The 21,796-nt window shown below is 62.9% G+C and carries 1 protein-coding gene (cut by a window edge); it reads left to right on the top strand.

Going from position 1 to position 21,796, the window contains the following annotated elements:
- Positions 1-17: 17 nt before the first annotated feature.
- Positions 18-21,796, top strand: the beginning of a protein-coding gene (locus NVU01S_RS01430; RefSeq protein ID WP_063048033.1) for an IQM protein middle domain-containing protein. Its footprint extends 25,285 nt past the window's final position; only the first 21,779 of its 47,064 coding nucleotides appear in the window; the start codon lies at positions 18-20; its stop codon lies beyond the right edge, outside the window.

Here is a 21,796-nt window from a genome sequence, read left to right as displayed (position 1 = left end):
GCCGAAAGCGCTGATCGATGAGCATCGAGATGCCGGCTGAGCTGCAATGGCTCAGCTACCTGGCGGGTGCCGCGTGGCCGGAAGGCGACGAGGACAAGATGTTCGCCCTCAACGACGACTACAAGTCGGCGGCGGACACCCTCGACGCCGCCCTCGACCTCTTGCGCTCCGCGTGCGACACCGCGACCGCCAGTTATTCCGGCGACGGCGCGGACAAGATGAAAAGCCAGTTCGACCAATTCTTCGCCGGAGAACAGTCGATCCCGAAGCTCATCGACATGATGCGCCAGGTCGGCAAGTCGTGCCGCGCGATGGGCGCCGAGATCGAGCACACCAAGTTGCAGGTCATCATCACCCTGGCGATCCTGGCCGCCGAGATCGCGTACGCGCTGACCACCTGGTTCGGTGCGGTGGTGATCCCGGCCCTGCAAGCCGAGACCGCCGGGATCATGGCGGTGATCGGTCGCACGCTGGCCACCCGGCTGGAATTCCTGGTCAACCATGCCGCCAAGATCGCGGCGATGCCGATGTGGAAGCTGGCCGCCATCAGCGGCGGGGTGCAAGGTGTGATCGGCCTGGGCACCGAGTTCGCGGTGGAGGCAATCCAGAAGAGCAAGGGGCACATCGACGACTTCGACCTGAAGCGGATTTTCGTCGCGGGCGCCGTGGGTGCGGTGTCCGGTGCGGTAGCGGCGCCGGTCGCCAGCGTCATCGGTAAAGGGCTGGCCAACTGGGTCGGCAAGGAATCGATGACGTGGTGGAAGTCCGGTGGCATCGCGATCGGCGCCGGCATCCCTGGTGGATTGGTCGGCGCGGGTGCGGGTTTCGTCACCGGTGGCGCGCTCACCGGACAGTGGGAATTCGACCCGGCCATGCTCGCCGGCGCGGTGGGTGGTGGCATCCTCGGTGGTCTGCACGGTTCGATCGGTCATGCGCGGGCCGGGGCGATGGTGAACGTCAAGGCAGTGACCGCCAAATCCGACCTGTCGCTTTCCGACGGTAGCTCCATTTACTCGGCGTCGGAGAAGGACGGCGGGGGCGCAGGCGCGCCGCGCGGTTCCGGCGACCGCACGGACAACGGGCAGCAGACCCGGGCGATGTCACACACGGGCGACACGGGCAACGGCAACGGCCGGTCCACGACCACGGGATCCGTAGGTGCGGAAGGCAATTCGCGTGCCGCATCGGTGCACGGCAACGGAAATGGCAGCGCGAATACCAACGGCAACGGCAACCGCGGCGCCAACGGCAACGCCAACGGATCGACTCGATCGGCTTCTGTGCGCACCGGCAGCATTTCGGCGGCAAGCGTGCTACGGCCGCGCACGGACTCGATCAGTTCGAGTGCCAGCGACGGGTCTGTGTCGCGCGCGTCGTCTGTGTCGGGCGGGTCCTCGCACACCTCGATGACATCGTTCTCGGATGCCAAGAGCGGCGACGCGGCGCCGCGGACTGCCCATACGTTCGACGGCGCGTCGGAATCGGCCTCCGGTCCGGTATCGCGCGCGTCTTCACCGGAACCGCAGGGTATGCACAACCTCCGGACCGATGGGCTGCCGCAGGAGAAGATTTCGGCTGGACCCGAGAGCCTTTCGGGTGCATCCGTTTCCGGGAACTCGAGTCGCGAATCGGCGCAGCTCTCGGCAGGCCCGGACGCGCGGACGGTCTCGGATCAAGCGTCGAGGATCTCGGCGACCGACATCGGTAGCTCGACGAATCTGCGCGACGTCCGTCCCGTGACGGGAGCGTCAGGCGGCGAGAGTCGAAGCGGCAGCGAAACACCGTCGCGGTCGGGCACGCCCGATCCCGAGGCACGCGGCCGCTCGGCGGCGCCGAGTACTTCCTCGTCGGTGGGCGGCGGGTCACAGACCCGTATCTCCGCGGGGCCCAACGAGTCCGGGCCGCCAGGACCGCGCACAGTGACTGGGCGAGAAGATCAGTCGGTGTCGGGCTCGTCGTCACGGGCGGCCTCGCCGGAGCGCCCCCCCACTCCCCCGGCTGCGCGGTCCGAAAACCTGGCAGCGCACGATGGATCCAGCCCGGACGGTCTCGCTCGGTCGAAATCCGGCGACGACAGCGGTCCACATCCGGAAACCACCGGGCCGGAGCGCAAGAACGGCCAGGACGAAACCGGCGACCAGTCGATTCGGCGGCCCCGAGCGCACCTGACCGAAAACCCGGACACTCCAGCGCTTCCGGAACAACCCGGACGACGCGCGGCCGAAGAGCCGACCGACACCCGGGTGACGGAGTTGCGAAACCGCTTGCGGGACAGCGACGAGGTCCAGGACCACCGCGACGTGACCTCGACCAGGGAGCGACTGAAGACCGCCGAGGCGGAGTTCGAGGACACTCGCCGCCTGGTAGAGCACGACCAGTCGCCCAAGGAAGGCGCGTCCGCGCTCGCGCTGCGCGAAATGCATGACGACGCCGCGACACAGCTGGAGCAAGCGCGCACGGCACACGATGCCGCGATCGATCGGGCGGTCGACGAGCGGTACGCGCAGTTGCAGGCCGAGGCCGACCAGGCCATCCTGACCGCGGACCGGGAAGCCGACACCGTACACACCGACACCGCGCGGCGGCTGCAAGAGGCGCAAGACAGCTTCCGGGACGCGCGGCAGCGGTGGGAGAACAGCCGCGACGAATACAACGCCGCGGCGGCCAACCACGAGGCGCGCGCGGACGGCGAACTGGTCAAGAGCATCACGGAGGCGCACAACCGGGTTCGCGAGGCGAATCAGGGGTTGGTGCAGGCCCGGCGGGAATACAACGCCGAAGCCCGCGCGTCCGAACCACGCGCGCAACGCCTGTCCTGGCTGCGAAACGACATCGAAGCGCGCACCCAAGGATTGCGCACCGAGCTGGTCGAGCGGGAAGCGTTGCTGCGTGCCGCCGCGAAGCACAATGCCGCGCTGAACGACGCCCGGGCAGAGCGGTGGGCGTTGGACCCCCACGAAAAGTCGAGCGTGGCAACGAGATTGCTGAACTGGCTGCAGTCGGGGTCGGGCGAGGGTGTCCGGACCGGGAAGGTGATCGGTGATCCGCGCCAGTTCGAGGCCGACGTCAGGACCCGGGCGCGCTCGCTGCAGGACGAGTTCGACAGCAAGGACTCGGCCGCGCGGGCCGATTCGTCCTTGGCGGAACTGAAACAACAGTTGGCGGACAGCACCGCTTCGTATCAAACTGCGCGCGATCACCTTTCGGAGGTCGGTCTGCAGGCCATCGGCGACCGGACGGTGGTGCTGCGCAATGCCGGACTAGCGGACAAGGCGGCGTTCGATGGCGGGCTGGCCGAACGAGGTCCGGCCTTCGAGGCGATCGTGCGCAAGCAGATGGCCGCGGCCCGCGATGTGCTGGATGCGATTTCGGCCTACGACCACCAGCTGTTGTCCAAGGGACGCCCGGACGATCCGGTGACGGTGCCGCTGTCGGGTGAGCAACTGCGCAAGGTGATCGCCGAAGGAACGCCCGAAGAACGGCTGGCGCACCTGCGTGCGTTCGTGAAGATGACGCATCCCGAGGGCTTCGAGCCGCGGGAGAATCAGATGCTGGGGTATCTGCTGCGCGTCGGCAATCTGGGTACCGGTCAGGGCAAAGAGATGCTGATGGCGATGCGGTTGTTCACCGACGCCGTCGAGCAGGGCACCGCCTACGGGACCACGAGTAGCGACAACCTGGTGTCCTCGATGGTGGATCTGGTCAAGGCGTTCACCAACTCTCGGTACGGGGACCTGCCGATCTCGGTGTCGCGGATGACCGATGAGGGGCCGATGCCCACCGGCGGTGTGATCATCGGGACCAAAGAGGACTTCGTATTCGCGGCATTGCGGAAGGCCCAGGCGGTGCTGGATCGGATCGGCGCGGCGGGGGCGCCGGTGAAAGAGGTGAACGAGCTCCGGGATTGGCTCAACAACGAACGCCCGAAGCTCGATGAGATGAAGCAGCGGCTGGACGCGGTGCTGGACAAATACAAGATCGGCGAGAAGTTCGAGCCGTTTCCGAAGGGGCCCTACACCGGCGACGAGTTCGACGCCGCGATGTTCGACGGGCAGGAGGGGGTGCTCACCCCCGGTGGGCAGCACGACGAGTTGCCGGCGGAGGCGCGCAGGATCGAGCAGGAGATGTATCGGGTCCTGGCGGCGGAGAAGCTGCACGGTTTGACGGCCAAGGACTTCGGCAGACCGGAGTTCACCAGGGGGATGTGGCGTGCGGAGCTGAGCGAGACCGCGATCGAGAAACTCAATCGGGTCCCCGGCGAACCGGTGACACCCCAGCAGGCCGAGTCGTATAAGAATGCGGCACTTGCGCATTGGGGTAAGCGACGCAACACCGACTGGCTCAAATCGTTCGACCCCGACAATTCCAGCGATCCAGGCCGCACCGGTCTGCTCGCCTCCGACACCAACGACAAACTGATGGTCGACCGCACCAAAGGCAGCGCCAACGTCCGCGAGAACCGCCTCCAAGGCGTCGGGCAGTACCTCGACGTCCTGGCCGGCGTGCCGGTGCGGGCCAACCACCCTGAGGGCACGCTGTACATGAGTTTCGACCAACTCGTCGGCAGCAGCTACCTGCACTCACCATCCGGGGTCTCCGGGACATTGAAGCAGGTCGAGAACGCACTCTACGACCGCCACGGCATCGGCCCGGTACCCGAGATTCCGAACTTCTACAAAGACAAGATCAAAGATATCCCCGACGCGGAATTCAAGACTCGCGAGGGAAAACTCGAGGCTATGGCGTGGTCGATCTTCGACGACCTGGTCAAGCCCGACGGCAAGATCGAACTCATCGTCAAGGACGGTACGGTCGTCGGTGCGGAACAGCGCGGGCGCCCGCACTGGGTGGTGATGACTGACAACCGCGATATCGCCGGTGATGATGTGCGCATCGTACGCGGCGACGACGGACGCGTCGTCGAGGAAATTCCCCTGAACTCTTGGAAAGACAAGAACCCCGAAGAATACGGAGTCGCCGACTGGATCAACAAGATCACCGAAGAAGAGATCCACGCCGAGGCTGCGGCTGCCGGACTGCCGGTGGCCGAAAAGATAAAACTCGACTACACCATGCGCGACGCGCGGTGGTACGAACTCCACGGCAACGGCGTGAAGGCCGAAGTACTCGCCAACGAGCAAACCAAGCAATGGGGCGCACCCGGCAGTTTGCACATCGGACACAAGGCCGACGGACGCGGCGCAAGCCCGAAACCCACCCCGGAATCGGTCGAAATCGGTGGCACCGCAGTCAAATCCAGCGGCGGTCCGGCCTACGGAGAACGCAACCACATTCAGGTCCGCGGCCGGGCACAGCGCGGCGGCGTCGGCGAAGACCACGAGAACGGCGGCTTCCCCGGCACCTTCCAGCGGTTCTTGTCCGAGGAAGACTATTACGGTGCGGTGGCCGATCACGGTGTGCGCGAACAGGTCGTCCGATTCCACCGAGCGGTCGAGGAACACGAACAGGCGATTGCCGATCATCGGGCCGACGACACCCCCGAGACCCGCGCCCGCCTCGACGAAACCGACCAAGCCGTACAGCAAGCCGTACAGACCCTACGCGAGCAGACGGCTCCCGCTGTCGAACGTGCGGCAGAGCAACAACTGCTCTCGTCCGGGCGGCATGGCGGCTACCGAGCCAACGCGCCCCCGGTGCTCGACACCGGGCACGTCCCGCCGGGCATGGACTTCACCACCCCACCGCCCGCGGTGCAAACGCCCGAGGTGGAAGCCGTCACGCTGCCGCAGGATGCTGCCGACAGCCGCCAGGACACGGATACGCACGATGATCCGGATCGGCAGGACGACAGCACGCCGAAGCGCACTCCGGGGGTACCGTCACTGCCGCCGCGGTTGGACGGCTCGGCGGATACGCTGTCGCCCAACCGCCCCGACGCGTCGGGGCGTACCACGGCGAAGTTCGCGCCGCAGGTCGGCCCGGACAAGATCTTCGATGCGGCTGACTCGTACTCGGCGGCGCCCTCCGAGGGTCGAGCGATCCGTCATTCCGAGGGCAACGATCGCTATCCGGGCTTCGTCGAGACGTTCGAAGACGCCGAGCCGCGGCTCGGCCTCGGCCCCGACGACAACCGGGTCGATCCCAACGCGCTCCTCGAAAACCTCGTGGCCGAGAAGGTTTCGGAGGTGGGACCGGAGGCTCCGGTCGATGTGTTCGATTGGAGCACGTTCCGGGACAAGTTCTCCACGGTCGACTTCCCGGTGGGGACACAATTCGAATTCATCGACGGTGCCGGCGGAGTCGATTACGTGGCGTCGGTAGAACCTTCGGCAGATGGCACGCAGGTGCGGCTGATCGGTGCCGGCGATGTCGAGAATACGGGCGGACATGTGGTGGTCGGCGCCGAAGCCTTCCGCGAAGGCTTGCGTTCCGGATTGCCAGAACTGGGCCGCGGCAGTGTAGTCCGAGTCGTACAGCCCAGCCCGGAGCCAGGCACACACCACGTGTGGGAGACGGCTCGATTCCTGTTCGCACTGGATGAGGGGGACCTCGGTGCGGGTACGCAGGTTTCGTGGCGCGAGCCCTCGGAGAACGGCGAGCAAGTGGCGTCGGCGGTGTTGCGCCCTGACGGCGGATTCGCTGTCCCTGCGAATGGTTCGACCGTGTCGGTGCCGGAATTGTCGGAACGACTGCGGGGTGTGGGGGCAGTAGAAGTGGTGACGACCCAATCCGGGGCGGTGCGGACGAGCACCTCGTCAAGGAATACGGGCTATGTATATTTCGGCCGAGAACCGAACACCGGTAAACCAGCTTTGTTCACTCCGAGCGAGATGGACCTGCTGACCCGGATTTCGCGACTCGGCCCCGGCCAAGGGCCGAAAGACCGCAAGGATATTGCCAAAGAATTGCGCGCAGCCGGTGACTCGCATGCGGATGGAAAGAAGGTGCAACAGCGGATCAACTCGCTGTGTGACAGGTTGTGGACGCTCGACCGTAGCCTGATCGAATTGGCACGAGCAGCTCGCCTATGGGGTTTGACGGCTAGGCAGCCGGAGTTCGGCGACGTGGATTATAAACTTTTCGGCTGGAATCCATCTGGCGAGCCGGTCCAGTTCTCGCTCGCTCAGGTGGATCTTCTGCAGCGATATGCACAGCGCAAACCGAACATGCAGCGAAAACAGGCAACCGATATCATCGCTGAACTCGAATCGATCGGCTACCTACGAGCCAACACAGTTTTGGCGCTCAAAGGGCGCCTCGTGCAACTTTACGATACATTACGGCTCGTCGGCGACGACCGTAACATTGTCGGCGCGGTTCGAGCGGCCCGTGCGTGGGGAATTCTGTCACCCCTGCCTGTGCCAGGTGATCTAGATTTCGAGCATCAAGGATTCGACCCGGTAACGAAGGCCCGTGTGTCTCTCACCGATGATTACATGAGTTTGCTCATCCGGCTTGTACGACCGCGACCGCGCGATGCGCCAACGATAGAAACAGAACTCGGCATATCCCGCCCAACCGTCGACAAGCGCATCACGGCCTTGTTCGCCGAATTTAATGTGGCGGAAAGTGCCGGTGTCGCCGAGTTGCGCCGGGTGGCACGGAAATTCGGGTTGCTGCCCCCGACGACCGACAAGGGTCGACTGAGCCTCGGTCTCGAAAAAACAGACACCTCGGTGGACGACGCCCGGGTCTACCGCCATACCGAGGAATTCTTCGACGCACTCACCCGCCACATCCACGCCCAGCAAACGGGAGCATTCCGCACCTACCTGCCCGGCACCCGCATCGACATCATCGACAGCCACGGACGACTTCGGCTGAACATCAACAACGACAACACATTCGCCCCCCAGTACCGCAGCGACCAAGACCCCGACAACGTCCTCCCGGGGCCACCCGTCAACGGCAACGACATCCTCACATTCCTCCGCCACCACATCGGCTACCACACCGTTACCTCGATCGTCGAACACCGCCCACATCCCGACACCTCCGGCCCTGCTACACACACCACTCCTGAAATTCAACTCCAGCACGCCACCGGATCACAAACCTTCGCCCGCACCGAATTCCGAGGGGCCGCAGCCACGGCAGCGCAGGTTCAGCTCCCGGCCGCCGCCGAGCTGGGCCCGGAGGCACTCCCACGAACCACCTTGACAACCACGCAGAAGGATGTGCTACACCGCGTCATTGCACGCTACAAAAATCAACAAATCGTCACTGATCTCAATCTCACTTACGCGGCGCTCGAACTAGTCTTGATTACCGCCGCCCACGATCTCGGACTCGGCGCGACTACACACCCCTTCGCCCGCCGTACCGACATAGCGAATACAGCCCTGCAGAAAGGCCGACTCGACCAAAACGCCATCAATTCTCTCGCGCCACCCACACTGCCCGAACGCCGTCCAGTCAAACTGGGCGATGATGCGGTTGAAGTAATACATTCCATTGCCGCAGGTTTCTTGACACCCTCTGACATAGCGAAGCATCGACCGAGGCCGGGAAATGATATCCCTAATGGAGGATCCTGGGCAGCGGTTGCTACCCAAAGAATCTACACCAAATTAGGTATCGCCGCCGGAAGGGGTATCAGCGACTTTTCGGCTGTCGTTGCACTCGCGTACGACTTGGATCTGCTCACACCTGACGCTGTCGCCGCGCGCGCAGAGTACGTACCTCGCCCGCAACTCACCCAATCTCAAGTGACCCTCCAGCTCGTTGCGGCTGATATTACGGAGCCTCTTCATATCTGGGTCAATCTCAAGGAAATCTGGCCAAAAGCCTCTCAGAATTGGGTTTCATACCTAGCACGGCAGCTCTTCGAACTCCTTCCCGAGCACACCGCACCCGTTGTCGGCAAGGAAAAATGGCTGGTCGCCGAATTACATGAACAGGCACGGCGAGGTCAACTCGACAAGCACACCTTCCTCGCACTCATCACACCTTTTTCCGCGCCACAAACCCGCCCCACCACCGACGGCAGCACCGCCTACCAGCCACCGCTCAGCCCTCGAGCCGGACCCTCCGGACTCGGCCTCATCCAAGGCGCAACCGCCGCGGACGGAAGCAACGACTGCGTCCGCCTCGCGTGCGTCGAAACCCTCAGCGACGGCGACACCACCGATACCCCCGTCACGATCCCCGACACACCAGCAACTCTGGCCGGACGCAGCGACGCCGAACTCGAACACCACGCCGGAGCACAACTGCAACCCCAACGAAACCACGACGAAATCCGCGACCGACTCCTCCGACTCGGCCACGGACACAAAGCAATCGTCGTCGACAACTATGCAGGCGAGCCCGATGGCCACGGCATCGGCGGACACGTCTACGTCCTGCGAAACGTCCACGGCACCATCCAGGTCGCCGACCGAGCACGACGACGCTACCACCCCTACCCACCCGTACCCCTCCGCGAACTCTCGCACATCCGAGCCATCTACTTCACCCCCGACAACCAACCCATCCCACCCACCACACACACCACGCCCCGCCCCGGCAAACCAAGCAAACAACTCGGCCTCGGCACCCCAGAGGCCGAGGACGCGATGGAGGACGACACCTACGCCCCGAACCACGACGCCGAGAATCAAGGCCGGCTCGTCAACGGTGTGCGCGTATTCGACACCGACGCCGCAGGAGCGAGCTTCGGCTTCCACCAGTTGCGCAATTGGGATGAGCTGTCCGACAGCCAACATCAATCGCTCTTCGCGTACGAGGAATCAGTCATCGTCAACTTCGCGATGCGGTTCTACCCTGATCAAAACGAGCGATCCAGCTGGTTGACGCAGATCGAGCACAATGCCGCACGCGAAAATGCCGTGGCCGAGGCCAATGGCCCTGAAGCAGATATCGCGACACTCACCGATCGCTTCTACAGCGTGCAGGCCAGGGGCATTCAGAACGCGGCGGAGGCCCTGGAAATGCAGGTGCTCAACAACATTCTGAGCAGTGACGATCCGGACGACCTGTGGGAGGAGATCCAATTCGACGGCCGTCACTATCGCTCACTGGAACACCTGGCCGAGGAGTACTTCCACAACCAATTGACCCCACGCCAGGTCCTCGAGCATATGATCGAGGACCTGCGCCGCGCGACCGCGCGACCGCTGCGGCTGACCGAGCCGATCCAAGTCCGCCGTTCGCTCCAAGGCATCGAATTCATGCTCGATCGAGACGGCCACCCGCTCGGCGAGCGCACTGATCTGAGCGTGCTGTCGGACGCTCAGCAAATTGACCTCGGATGCATGTCGACCTCCCTCACCGCCGAGACCGTCGACTTGAACGGCGAAGATCCCTACCTGCTGGTCCTCTCGGTCATGCCCGGCGCCCACGGCGCCTACATCGGCCACGACGCCACGTTCCCCTGGCAGAACGAACTCATCCTGGCCGCAGGCACCGCCTACGTGATCACCAGCTACGACCAGGTCGACGGCATCACTAGACTCTTCGGTCACGTCGTGGTCGCCCCCGAACCGCGACTCGGCCTCGAAGAGGGGACCGACCCGCCCGGCTACCCCACCACCGGCGCCGCCGCCCTCGGCGGTGTCAACATCGGTGCGGGCAGCCAAATCGAGGACGCCCGCGGACCCGCATCCGCACAGCCCGAATCCGCCATGGACACGACCGTGGATGCGCTGTCGTTCGGGGATCCGCATTCATCCGCTCTCCCCGATGAGCAAGTGCGTACTGATGGTCTTGGCGATACGGACGCGATGGATGGTGTGGTGTTCGCGGATTCGAACGTCGCTCAGGTCGTTCGAGTCACGGATGATCTCTCGGGTGGGGGGCTGTCGGCTCGGCAGCCAGAACCTGGCGATGTGGATTCTGGTGTGCAGCTTTTGGACCATGAGGTGGATTTGCTGCGACGGTTCTCTCGGCGCAAGCCCAACATGGAGAGAAAGAGTTACAAAGATATCTTGGCCGAACTGACCTCGGAAGGCACCCAGCTCACGAAAGAAATAGTCGGCCACCGTGTCAATCGCATCACCGACCAGCTACAACTTGTCGGGGATAACCGCAATGTTCTCGGTGCGGTGCGGGCGGCTCGCAGACGGGGGATACTTGCTCCCAACCCCGAGCCAGGTGATCTGGACTTCGAATACCACGGATCCGACCGGGTTTCGGGTGCTAGCGTCTCGTTCTTTGATGATCAGATGAGTGTGCTCGTCCGGCTCAACCGGCAACCGCCACTGGACAGAACTGCGATCGCTATAGAACTTGGCATTAGCCGCAAAGCTGTCAAGAACCGCATCGACACAATGCGTGCCGCGTTGCGATTGCCGGCAAGCGCGAGCATGACCGACCTGGTGGCGGAGGCACGGCGCTGGGAACTGCCGTTTCCGGCGCCCGGTGACCAATCACGCGACATCCACGCTCGCGAAGTACCCACGACTGGGGTTGAAGGTCGCATCCACGCCTTCCACGAGGAAGCAGAGGGGGGCGTTCGGGTTGATCCTGGTGTGCGGCTGAGGACTGTGCTGGATGAGAAGCGTCGAGAGGTCGGTGCGCAGGTTCGGGTCGATGTGTGGGGTCGGGGGGTGTTTCGAGACAAGTTCTCGGCGGTTGATTTCCCAGTGGGAACTCGATTCGAGTTCATCGATGGTGGCGGCGGGGTGAGTTATTCCGCGGTGGTGGAGGTTGCGGTGTTCCGAGAGACTTTGCGCGCGGCGTCACCGCAGTTGAGTGCTGGCGGTTGGGTGCGGGTTGTGCAGCCTGGTCCGGAGCAAGGGGCTTATCAGGTGTGGGATGTGGCTCGGTTCTTGTTCGCCTTGAACGCGGATGCCTTCGGGGCTGGAACACGGGTGTCGTGGCGTGAGCCTACTGACCACGCCTGGCGCGTGGTATCGGCGGGCTCCGATGGCATGTTCATCGATGAGGGTGGCGCGACGTTGTCGAAGTCAGGGCTGCTGGACCTTCTGCGCGATGTAGGCGCAGTAGGGGTCGGAACTGTCGGGCCGCGGTCGGAGATGTCGCAACTGGAACTGTTGCCCGGGAGCGCGGACTATTACGGTCGGCATCCGGGGACCGGTTTGCTGGTGGCGTTCGAGCCCGATGAAATGGATATCCTTTACCGGGCGTCGCGGTACGGGCCCGGCCTGATGCCTAAAAGGCATGGGGATATCGCCGAGGAATTGCGCGCGGCCGGTGACGAGCGCACTGACGCGAATTGGATGACAGCCCGGTTTTGGTCGATGGCCAAAAAGCTGGGGGTAAGGTCTCATCTCGACCTGCTCGGGGTCGTACGAGCGGCTCGGGATTGGGGGTTGTTGGCTCGGCAGCCAGAAGCCGGCGATGTGGATCATGGATATTCCTTCAAGAATCCCGGATCTGATGTGCTTGTGCAGTTTTTGGACTATGAGGTGGATTTGCTGCAACGGCTCTCTCGGCGCAAGCCCACTATGGAGAAAAAGGTTTTCAAGGATATCTTGGCCGAACTGAAATCTGCCAGTGACACCGAAATCACGGAAAGAGCAACCAGCAAGCATGTAAACAACATCTACACGAAGCTACAACTTGTCGGGGATAACCGTAATCCTCTCGATACGGTGCGGGCGGCGCGCCTCTGGGGGATACTTGCTCCCAACACCGAGCGAGGTGATCTGGACTTCGAATACCACGGATCCGATCCGGACTCGGATGCTCGCGTCACATTCTTCGACGATCAGATGAGTGTGCTCTTCCGGCTCAACCAGCAACCGCTACGGAGCCTGAATTCGATCGCTACAGAACTCGGCATTGCCCCCCTAACTGTCACGACCCGCATCAAGGCAATGCGTGCCGCGTTGCGATTGCCGGCAAGCGCGAGCATGACCGACCTGGTGGCGGAGGCGCGGCGCTGGGAACTGCCGCTTCCGGCGCCCGAGGACCAATCACGCGACACCCATGCTCCCGAAGCGACAACGACCACGGTCGAAGACCACACCCACACTTTCCCTAACCCCGGCTTGTCTTCAGCTGCCCACGAGAGTGAGCAAGGTTCTGATCTCGTCGTCGACGATATGGTTGGTCTGGTGTTCGCGGATCCTACGGACGCCGCGGTTGTTTCCGTGGCGGATGATTTCTCGGTGGATGGTGTGCGGTCTGTCGGCAGTTTGGAGCAATTATTCTCTCAGGTCGAAATTGATGTGCTGCTTGTTGAGGCGGGTGAGACGCAGACGCTGCGGGTGGGTAGTGTGGTCCGTATTCATGGCGAGGCGGGAATGCTGGAGCTCATCGTTGCGGGTGACCTCGATTTCACTATATTTTATGTCGAAGGAAGTAATGTTTCTGGGGTGGGGGAACCCGTTACCTTCGGTAGCGCCCGAGGGCGGGTGGAACATTTTTTCGGTGCAATGCCTGATGTTTCGTCGATAAAAGTGTGGCATGGTCCGGGTTCGTTGCAAGGGCGGGGTGAGGATTATCGCCTGGTAGGGGCGTTGGATTCGCAGTTGCCCGGTGCGCGTTCGGTGGGGACGGGTTTGCCTGGATTCCCGGGAGGCACCGAGATTTCTCTGGTCGATAATAACGGTGGGACTCTGCGGCTGCTGGTTACGGATGCAGGCGGTTTGTTTCCGCAGTATTCTGCTGCTGCTTCCAGGGATAGCCTTGACGGGCCCGTGTTCGAGGGCATGCAGGCGCGGAATTTGGTAATCAACCATATCTCGAATTCGGCGCGAATGATTACTGGCGTGTCGGTGGATCGCCCTGTGTCCGGCCGCCCATACGAAAGTCGGGGTGGTGCTGCGGCTCTGGACTCGCGGGGTGCTGGAGCCGGGAATGATCGGTCGCCTTTCGGTCGGCTGAACGAGGATCAGAAGGAGTTGTTCACTTACCTCGCTTCCGGTTTCGGTTGGCATCGCGCACTGGTAGCTCTGGGGAGAACCACCGCAGCTGCAACTAGAATCGTTGAGCGCATGTATAGACGGCTCGGGGTCGGAGGGCTTCCTAGTGGGGAGAGGTTGTCGGCAGCGTTGGCGCTGGTGAGCTCTGCCCCTGAGTTTATGAAGATGATGTTGGAGGTTAAGTATCCGTCGAAAATTTGGACAGATGATGAGAGGCAGACCTTTTGGTTGGCAGTACGAGGCTACTCACCTGCACTGATAGGCGAATACCTGGGTTTCGAAACTATCACGGCTAATACACATCTCGCCTCTATCAGGAAACTATTCGGTATCGAAGTCGACGTCGATGACCGGCGGTTCGGTTCGGTGTTGAAGAAGTATGCTGTGGCGCGCGGGGCATTGACCAATGCTGATTTGGCAGCGGTACAGGAAATCGCGCCATCGCCCCTGTTCACGAAAAAAGAAAGAACTATTCTTCTGACTCTCCGGGCGAATCCCGCCATGACGATGAAAGATGTATCCGAGTTACACGACGGGACTACACGGGATGTAGGATCCCGGCAATTTGTTGGCAGGACGGTGCGGCGGATCGCTCGCCGTTACGGCGTTGAAATAGGCGACGGAGAGCGTATCAGTGAAGAAAAGGTCCGTCTGATTTTGGCTGCTGTCGCAAATGATTTGGCGGCGAGTGAGGCTGAGGCGCAGGCGTGGGGGGATGGTAGTGCTGCGGTCCCCGAGACTCCTCGTGGCGGGTCGGAGCGGACGAGGCCGGTCGTCGCCGAGCCTGGACCGCGCGCCAATGATTGCGCGCAACGGGCGCTGCGGCGCATCGCGGTCGGGACCTTCAACCGCGAGCTCGTCAACTCGGCGCATCGAATCACCCCGCCCGAGGAACCGGTCGGCTTGGCAGGTATGAGCACTCATGCCTTCGAGGAGGCGGCCGGTGGGCGGCTGCAGCAGTTCGATTACTACATCGAGATCGCCCGTTTGCTACGCGCTTACGGTCCCGGATACTTCGCTGGTGTGGTCTACGGTGTTGCAAGCATCGACATCGAGCACAATATCGGCGCGCACACCGTCGTGTTCTATACGAAGCCGGTACGTTCCGAAGACCCATCGGTAGGTCCTAACGATAAGGCTGCCGGAGTGCAGGTCAGGGCTTACAACCCGGCGACCGAGGACGACCTGCCGATCGAAAGCAGCGACCGTGAGCAGTTCCCGACCTACTACCATCCTGCCGACGCCCATTCGCTCACCGCCATATTCTTCGCCCCGCCCACATCCGACGCTCACGGCATCGCATTCACCGCCCCCGGCTACCCCACCACCGGCGCCGCCGCCCTCGGCAATGTCAACATCGGCGCGGGCAGCCAAACCGACGAGAACCGCGGACCCGCATCCGCGCAGCCCGAATCCGCCATGGACACGACCGCGGATGCGCTGTCGTCCAGGGATCCGGCAAGTGTTCCGTTCATTTCCGCAACGGACGATCTCTCGGCGGGTGCGCCCGGAAGGGCCGCACACGTGGCGACCGGGTCGAACACCGAGAGAGCATTCTTCGGCCTCGGCCCTGATGATCCGGCTGGCATAGGCCCGGCTGATCATGAGTGGCGTGGAGGGGACGGTCTACCTGGTACGAACATCTTTACAGACGGCGACAGTTCGGTCGGCCCGGTCAAGGCAATCGATAATCTCGATTTATTGCTTGCCGACCTGGACTTCGACGTGACTTTTGCCGGTGGCGGGGCACTCCCGACATATTTGCCGGGTTCGATTATCAGTATCACTGATGCGACAGGGGGCGCGCTCGGGCTCGTTTACCCTGGTGGCAGCGAATTTGTTGCCTATTACCGCGGTGGCGGCGGTGCTGATTCGCGTGATAGGGATGCCATCGATGTCTCCCGCATCCGTGCCTATGTGGAAAACCATGTCCATGACGGGAATCGTTCTGTAACCGGAATTTTGGTCCGCAAGGGCCTGGGCTGGGCGGAACTGGATCAGCTTGTGGCGGCGGTAGAGTACGCCGGGACCGGGGCGGAGGAAGGGCTGCCCGGCTTCCCTGCTGGTACCGAGATATCTATTGTCGACGGCGATGGCGGAGTGCTGGAGGTGTGGGTCACCGATCGGGGTGGTCTGTTCCCGCAATACCGGTTCCCGCAGTACCGTGCGGAGAGCGCCTCGAACGCCAGCTTCGATGGACCTGTCTTCACGGAGAACGACGCGCGGCGACTCATCGTCGATCATTTGACGAATCCGCAGCGGGCCATCACAGAAGTATTCGTCGAACGTGCCGCTCTCGCCGTCTCGCACACGCCCGCGCGGGAACCGGCCTTGTTCGGCAGCCTGATCTTTGAGATGCAGCGGGCGCTGGTTCACGCCGCTTCGGGCTATAACTCGATACAAGCGAAGCTCGCCACGGACGACAGGTACGACTATTGGCTGAGGACCGCCTATGCGCGGCTCGGTGTCGATTCGCTCGAGCAGGCGCTCGAGAAAGTTGGTTCCGACGACGCTTTCAAGGGCATGAAGCGTAGCGTACGGCACCCGGTCAACTATTTTTCGGATATTCAGAAGAAAATCTTTCGTCACGCGGTCAGAGGCTACTGGCCAGGGTATATCAGCGAAGTCCTGAAAATAGATATGAGACGCAGCGGGCCATTTGTGTTCCGCTTGAGAGATTTGTTCGGCATCGATGTTGACGTAGATGATTGGAATAATTTCAGCCGTGCCCTGAAGAAGCGTGCTGTGGTGTCGGGTGCGCTGAGCAACGAAGACATAGTGGAGATACAGAAGATAGCGCCACCAGAGCTGTTGTCCCCTGAAGAACAAACGATCGTGCAGCACTACGCCGCAGGGTACAGCACCCTGGCCATAGGCCGTCTGATAGGCGTGTCCGGCCCGACCGTTGCGGGGCGTGTCAAAAATATCGCAGCACGCTTGGGCGTCGCGGTGGGCCGGGAGATCACCGCAGCGGTAGCCGACCAAATCGTGGCGGCAGCCGGGCCTGCGTTGGTGCCCGAAGCAATCGAGCGGTTGCGGGCGCAGCGTGTCGCCGCAGGCCGATCGGCACCGGACGTTTCCGGCTACGAGTCACGGCTGGCACCGTCCGAACCATCGGTGCCCGAGGGCGACGCCGGCGCCCCGGTACAGCACCTAGGCGACGATGCCCCCGAAGCCGAGTCCGTAGGCGTCTCCGCGATCGAAATCGAAGCGGCAGAATCACTTTCCCTCAGTGAGCAGGAAGAGGCAGCGGACTACTTCGCCGGTCCCGACCCAGAGGCCGCGGCCATCGCGGCGCAGTCTCGGCGCCTGGCCGCAGCTGAGCTGGCACTCCCACGAACCACCTTGACAACCATGCAGATGGACGTACTGCACCGCGTCAGCGCAGGCTACAACAATCAACAAATCGTCACTGCTCTCGATATCACTTACGCGGCGCTCGAACTAATCTTGATTACCGCCGCCCACGATCTCGGACTCGGCGCGACCGCTCACCCCTTCGCCCGTCGTGCCGAGATTGCGAAAATGGCCCTGCAGAAAGGGCGCCTCGACCAGAACGTCATCGGTTCCCTCGCACCACCACCCGTACTTCCCGAACGCCGTCCATTCGAACTGAGCGACGACGCATTTGAAGTGCTGCATTCCGTTGCCGCAGGCTACTCGACGCCCGCTGAAATAGCGAAGCATCGACCGAGGCCGGGAATGACAAAGGCTACCGGGACGACGTGGGTACAGAGGGCTGTCAGGGAAATCTACGCTGCATTGGATATCGAAGCCGGAAGAAGTGTAGGCAATTTTCCGGCGTTCGTCGCACTTGCGTACGACTTGAATCTGATCGCACCTGATTCTGTCGTCACTCGCGCAGAAGGCGTGCCTCGCCCGCAACTCAGCCAATCGCAAGTGGCCCTCCAGCTCTTTGCGGCGAATATTACGGAGCCCGGTGATATCCTGGTGAAGCTCAGGGAAACCTGGCCAGGTGTCACTGCGGCGAGCGTTTCAGAATTGTCCCGGCGGCTCTTCAAAAACTATCTCGAGCACAGAGTGCCCGTTGTCGGCAAGGAAACATGGCTGGTTGCCGAATCACACGAACTGGCACGGCAAGGACAACTCGACAAGCACACCTTCCTCGCACTCATCACACCTCTTTCCGCACCACAAACCCGCCCCACCGCCGACGGCAGCGCCGCCCATCAGCCGCCGCTCAGCCCTCGAGCCGGACCCTCCGGACTCGGCCTCGCCCAAGGCGAGATCGAGCGGTTGCGGGAACAGCGTGGGGGCGTAGGCCGATCGGCACCGGACGTTTCCGGCTACGGGTCACGGCTGGCACCGTCCGAATCGTCGGCGCCCGAGGGTTACGTCGGCGTCGCTGCACCGCACCTCGGCGATGGTGCCACCGAAACCGTGCCCGAGGCCGAAACCGAAGCGGCGGAATCACTTCCCGGCCCGGCGCACCCAGATGACAACGGCAAGGTCGATTCTGGCGAACAGCCCAAGTTGTCCTCGGTGCCGCCGCCGGATCTGGGTGTGCAGGGTGTGGGTGTGATCGGAAACACCGGGAACACGGTGCTGATCACCCGGAATGGTCGAGATGCCGTGGTGGTCGGGCCGGGCGACAGTATCGAGTTGGACAGAATCAGCCGGGACAACGCGCAGATCAGGGTGAGTTCAGACCCGCAGGTGACATACCGGGTGCATCCCGAACTGCTCGGACGCGACTTCTGGGACTGGACTGAGGATCCCGCGGGCACGTGGGTGGGCACGCCACGGCGCGTGGATAACCAGCAGCGGACGCAGCTGTTGTTCTACCACGAGAATGCAGTCGTCGAGGTGGGTGCAGGCGAGCTATTGGGGATCCAGCCGAAAGCCGACGGTGCGGTATCCGTCAAGAACCTGAGTTGGCGGGTCACGCTGGCGTCGAACGCTGTGCACGCGTTGGGTTTGGACGCCCCCGCCGCGTCGATGGTCGCGCATACCGGCCCGGTGTTCGCGACGCGGAATTCGCAGCCGGTGCCTTCGGATGCTCGGGAGGGGACTCGGGCGGATTATGCGGTGCTGATGAACAACCTGGGCAGGGAGGCCGAGCGGGACCCGCGGGCCTTGGTGGAAATGTTCCATGAGTTCCCCGACCAGACGGTCGCGGTGCGGTTCTTCATCGACGGTCAGCCGGAGTGGGTACGGGTCGATCGGACTCTGCCGCACGAGACGTCGCAGTCGTCCGGAGAGCCGATGTATGCCGGGCATACCGATGGTGAGCCGATGTGGGCGGCTTTGGCGCAGAAGGCATTCGCGTTACTGCGGCCTGATATCAATGGCAGTGCCACGGTATCGATCCGCCCGTTCGGCGCGCCCGCCCATCCGTCGCCGATCGCCCCGATGCCGGGCTCATCGATCACCGCACCGGCGGGCCGGTTGAGCATCGTCGATCAGAATGGTGAGCTGCTCAGTGTCCGGCCTGGTGACGAGCTGCACGGCACGGTCGATCCAGCGAGCCCGGATCTGCTCACGGTGTGGATCGGTGACGAACCGACGGCCGCGCGGCACTCGGTGCACCGGAACCTGCTCGGTGAGCTGACGGTGTTTCCCCCCGCGAGCGACGGCATCTACCACTGGACGACGCCGACTACGCCGGCAGTCGAAGTCACCGGACTGCGCTGGCTGTCGCCGAGCAACGCTGCACGCCATGCGCCGGTCGGCAGGCCGGTGTCGCTGCGGGTCGGCAGCTGGGGTGATCTTCTGCTGGACGGGAACACCCGGGTTTCCCCGCCGGCGCTACAACAGCTCGGGCGCTCGATAGCGCGCGCGTCCGGTCCTGTCTTCGGTAGCGCGGGCCCCGTGCCCGCCGACGCGACCCAAGGCCAGGCCGGGGACTGCTATCTGATCGCGCCGCTGATGGATATCGCCGAGAACAACCCGCAAGCCATCAGGGACATGATCGTCGAATATCCCGACGGCACCGTTGCCGTGCGCTTCTTCACCGCACTCGGCGTACCACAGTGGGTACGGGTCACCAGAGACTTCTACACCGACGCACAGGGCCGGATGATCTACGCGGCCAACGACGCGCGTAACCCGTTGTGGCCCGCCTTGATCGAAAAGGCCTACGCGATCTGGCGCGGCGGGGACTACGCCATGATCAAGGGCGGATTCGCTGCGCACGTGATGGACCAGTTGCTACCGCCCTACGAGCTGAACGCGACCGGAACCGCTCATCAACCCGTCCGCGGCCTCGACCTGGCCACCTTCCTGCACCCGATGCGGTTCGGTGTGGACACGATCTATGACCTGATCATGGAACAGCTCGGTGCGAATGCCGATGCGGATACGGTATTCGCGTTCGCGCAACGACTCGGCCAACTCGAGCCGGTCTGGGACCGAGCCGACGTCGCCAGAAAGCTCGACATCGAACACTTCCGGGATTTCCTGGGCTACCACCTGCAATCGGAGGAGCAGGCGCAATGGCAGCCCGAGATCACCGCCGTGCTCGCCTATCTCCGCCAGATCAACGATCCTGAGCGACCCATGACCAGTTCTGTTGTCCAGCAACACTTCTCCGACCTGGTCCGATTCCTGCGCGGTCGCGGCGATCAGATTCTGCTGAACACTCTCGGCTTCGGCGCGGGCGCGGAGAACATAACCAAGTATCCAGGGCTGGTGGGCACCCACACCTATGACGTGGTGGATGTGCGTTCCGCCGCGACCGGCCACATCGAGATCGTGTTGCGAAACCCGTGGGCCGACAACCCGGCGGTGCCGCAGACGATCGATGGATTGACCTACGGCCCGGACCGCACCGTCATCCTGGATGCCACACATTTGACCAAATTCTCGCGTCTGTCCAGCCGCGGTACTGGCACACGCTTCGCATTCGGAAACACCACCGAACTACCGCCGACCAACGAGCCCGCTCCCGAGGCCAGCGCCGGACCACAGACCACCCCCGATCTCGACACCTCCCAGCATAACGATCTGCCGCTCCGATCATCTCGAGGTCCACGACCTAGCGATTCGGGTTACATATTCGAGCCGGAGAACGGCGATACCTACTTCGGCCATGACCTGGCAGCAGAAATGAAAAAGGGAAGCGACGGCCGCACCGAGATCCGCCGAAAGCAATTCGGCCAGAAGGGACTCGAACATCCCACGCTGCCCGAGAGTCAGCGCCTGATGGACCTCACGCCCCAGGGGGATACGCGACTTCTCACACTTCAGGAGGAAGAGCGACTGTTGCCGGTCCTCGGCGTCAATGCCGAACTCCCACGCCCCACGCTCTGGAACGGCAACGTTCTCACCCTCGTCGCCGACGGCAAGCGGATTTTCCTCCCTCTTGCCGCCACGGTACAAGTGTGGATCCCACCGAACCAGTCCGACCACTACGTCATTACCGAATCGGGCTGGCCCCGCGAACGTATTCCCACTGCCCTGTCGACCGACCTCGACTTCACTTTCGTGCTCCACTCATCCAGTTTCGTTCCCCATCACTCCGGAGGCTACTTCGGCACACTCAGCTGGAAATTTTCGAGCGGTCGAGTACGGTTCCTCGCCTACGACGAGGCCGGAGATCCGCAACCACTGACACTTCCCTATGAATACCGTTTCGCGGCGAAACCTGGGCAAGGTCAGTGGCGGTGGGTCAAAGATACCAATGATCCGAGGTGGTTCCGTGTGGATGCACCCACCACTGTTCTTCCTGAGTTGCCGAAACTCGAAAATCGGTTCCGGGACGAGCTGTACGGGCCGCACGGGCCGCAGGCGCGAGACGCACGCCAGGGCCAGGCTCCGAACTGCTTTCTCATCGCGCCGCTCAAAGACTTGGCCGAACACAATCCGTCGGCAATCAAAGACATGCTGTTCGACAACGGCGATGGCACTGTTTTCGTCCGCTTCTTCGTCGACAAGGCACCGGTATGGGTGCGCGTCGCCAAACGCATCTATGTCAAGCCGGGAACCAATTCCGGGTACTTCGCCAGTCACGAACCCGGCGAACCCCTGTGGCCGGCGATCAT

This window comes from Nocardia vulneris (genome assembly GCF_001613425.1).
GTDB classification, from domain to species: Bacteria; Actinomycetota; Actinomycetes; order Mycobacteriales; family Mycobacteriaceae; genus Nocardia; species Nocardia vulneris.
Note: the sequence above shows the minus strand (reverse complement) of the source record. Positions and strands in the feature narration are given on the sequence as shown.